The organism is Spongiactinospora gelatinilytica, assembly GCF_003236385.1.
In the GTDB taxonomy this organism is placed as follows: Bacteria; Actinomycetota; Actinomycetes; order Streptosporangiales; family Streptosporangiaceae; genus Spongiactinospora; species Spongiactinospora gelatinilytica.
On sequence record NZ_POUA01000594.1, the window covers coordinates 1 to 2899 of the forward strand.

Below are 2899 nucleotides of genomic sequence, written 5' to 3' on the forward strand. Positions count from 1 at the left end.
ATCTCTACCTGCCCCCCGCCACCCAGCCCGTCCGGGGCGTCGTGTGGGCGATCCACATGGTGATCCCCATGCTCGGCCTGTGGCTGCTGCTCGCCCAGGACGACATCAACATCATCTGGCAGCACGAGACCAGCCACTTCTGGCTGATCATCCTGGTCGCGGGCATCAACCTGGCGCTGGGCCTGCTGATGACCCGCGCCCTGATCCGCCGTCCCGACGCCCGCATCCTCCTGGTCTCCCTGGTCTTCCTGACCAATGCCGGTTTCTTCTTCCTGCACGGCCTGAGCACCCCCAAGATCATCCTTCCCACCGGCAGCATGGGCTTCGACCTGGACCAGCCGGTCGGCCTGACCGTGGCCTCGGTCTTCGCCTTCATGTCCGCGCTCCCCCTGGACGGCCGCGCCGCCCAGGCCGTGCTCGCCGCCGCCCGCCCGCTCCGCGCCGGTCTCGCCGTACTGCTCCTCGCCTGGACCGCCGCCTCCCTGCTCCCCGGCCTGACCCCGCTCAGCGCCCCGCCGCCGCCCGGTGGGGCGACGCTCGGCGCGTTCTCGCTGGTCGCCGTGGCCCTGTACGGGGCGGCGGCGGTGATGATGTTCCGGCTGCACCGCCGCCGCCCGGCCGCCATGCTGGTCAGCCTGATCACCGCGTACACGCTGCTCGCCGAGGCGATGATCGCCGGGATGAGCCGCAACAACTGGCACCTTTCCTGGTGGGAGTGGCACATACTGCTCACCTTCGCGTTCGTGTTCGTCGCCTACAGCGGCTACCTCCAGTTCCGGCACGAGGGTTCCAGCGCGGGACTGTTCGACTCGATCGCGCTGGCCGCCACCGTGCGGCGGCTCCAGGCCCAGTACGCCCAGGCCCTGGAGGAGCTGGTCGATCACCTGCGGCAGGGTTCGGTGTCCAGGGTGCCGGAGGCGACCCGGCTGGCCGGGAAGTTCGGGTTGACCGAGGCGCAGGCGGCGGTACTCGACCGCGCGGGCACGGCCCTGGCCAACGAGCGCGAGATCTCCGACCGGCTGGCCGCACTGGTGGACGTCGGGCGCGGCGCGCGGGTGGGCCGCGCCGAGCGCGAGTTGCTCACCGCCTCCCTGGACCGGGTGCGGCAGGCGTACGGCGACGTCCGCATCAGCCTGGTCGCCGACGGCACGGTCTCGATGGGCGCGGCCGACTACCGCGAGGCCGACTTCGCCCGCGCCACCCCGCTCAGGGACGGCCACGACCGGCTCATCTACCCGCTCACCGTCAAGGGGAGGCTGGCAGGCGTGATCAGGGTGCCGGTCGGGGTCACCCCGCAGGACGAACCGCTGGCCGCGCTGCTCGCCAACCAGTTGTCGATCGCGCTGGAGAACGACCGGCTTTACGCTGAGTTGTCCACGCTCTTCCGGCAGTACATGTCGCCGGACGTGGCCTCCGCGCTGCTCGCCGATCCGGCGCAGGCCGCACTCGGCGGGTCGCTGGTGGAGCTGACCTCGCTGTTCGCGGACCTGAAGGGGTTCACCACCTTCTCCGAGAAGGTCTCCCCCGGCGAGATCGTGGAAATGCTCAACCGGTACCACACCGCCGCCGTCCCCTGCATTCTGGACAACGGCGGCACCATCGTGCAGTTCGTCGGCGATGCCCTGCTGGCGCTGTTCAACGCGCCGGCCCGGCAGGCGGACCACGCCCGCGCGGCGGCCCTCGCGGGGCTCGCCATGCAGGAGGCGGCGGAGCGGGTGGCCGCCGAGGTGCTCGGCGAACAGGCGGCGGGGCGCCGCAGCACGATCGAATGGCCGAAATTCCGCGTGGGGATAAACACCGGAATGGCGCTCGTCGGGAACATCGGCAGCCCGGAATTGCGTGGCTTCAACGCGATGGGCGACTGCGTGAACGTGGCGGCCCGGCTCCAGTCACTGGCCGAGCCGGGTACGGTCGTGATCGGTTCCACCACCCACGACCTGCTCGGCGAAACCGCCGTGGCGAGCCCGCTCGGCCCGCTGCGGCTGAAAGGCAAGGACCAGCCGGTGGAGGCATTTGTGCTCCGATCCATCGCCGGGCACCGGATTCCGGGAAATAATCGGGGGTGATTCCCCCCGCGTCCCTGGAGGCAGCCCGATGAGCGTCAAGCCGACCACGGAGCCCGGCGAGTTCATGGATCTGCTGACCGAAGACGAGATCGCGGCGCTTCGGGCGAGCGCCCGGACCCGCCGCTGGGAGCGCGGCGCGGCCGTGATGAGCGAGGGTGACACCGCCGACTGGGTGGCCGTGCTCACTTCCGGGCGGGTCAAGGTCTCCTCGCACACCGAGGGCGGCACCGAGGTGGTGCTCGCCGTCCGGGGGCCGGGGGCGCTGCTCGGCGACATGTCGGCGATCGACGGCGGGCCACGCTCGGGCACGGTGACCGCGCTGGAGCCGGTCGAGGCCCTGGTGATCGGTGACTTCCCGGGGTTCCTGCGGGAGAACGGCCAGGTCGCGGTGCTGCTGATGAAGCTGATCATCGGCAGGTTGCGCGACTCCGACCGCAAGCGGATCGAGTACGGCGCCTTCGACACCACGGGCCGGGTCGCGACGCGCCTGGTCGAGCTGGCCGAACGGTACGGCGAGCAGTCCGCCGGCGGGGTCCGGGTGGCGCTGCCGCTCTCCCAGGACGAGCTCGCCGGCTGGACCGGCGCCTCCCGCGAGGCGGTCAGCAAGGCCCTCCGCTCCCTCCGCGACCGCGGCCTCATCGAGACCGGCCGCCGTCGCGTCACCATCCACGACCTGGAAGCCCTCCGCAAACGCGCCCGCTGACGCCCTTCCCCCGCTATCCGCGCCAACGCCATGGCCCGGCGTCCGGCCCGCGCCGCCGGAACGATGCAACCGCTGCCGGGGTCTCGCACGAAGTCACAGGTGACAGGTGCGTGGACGCATGCTGAGGGGG

The 2899-nt window shown here is 71.5% G+C and carries 2 protein-coding genes; both read left to right on the forward strand.

What is annotated here, in order from left to right:
- Window positions 1-2066, forward strand: a 2066-nt coding sequence (locus C1I98_RS37415) for an adenylate/guanylate cyclase domain-containing protein (RefSeq protein WP_199537512.1), incomplete at its 5' end; no start/stop codon positions are given.
- A 28-nt stretch (window positions 2067-2094) separates the two neighbouring features.
- A complete protein-coding gene (locus tag C1I98_RS37420) occupies window positions 2095-2769 on the forward strand; it encodes a Crp/Fnr family transcriptional regulator (protein ID WP_199537513.1) in 675 nt (224 codons plus the stop codon).
- Window positions 2770-2899: the final 130 nt, after the last annotated feature.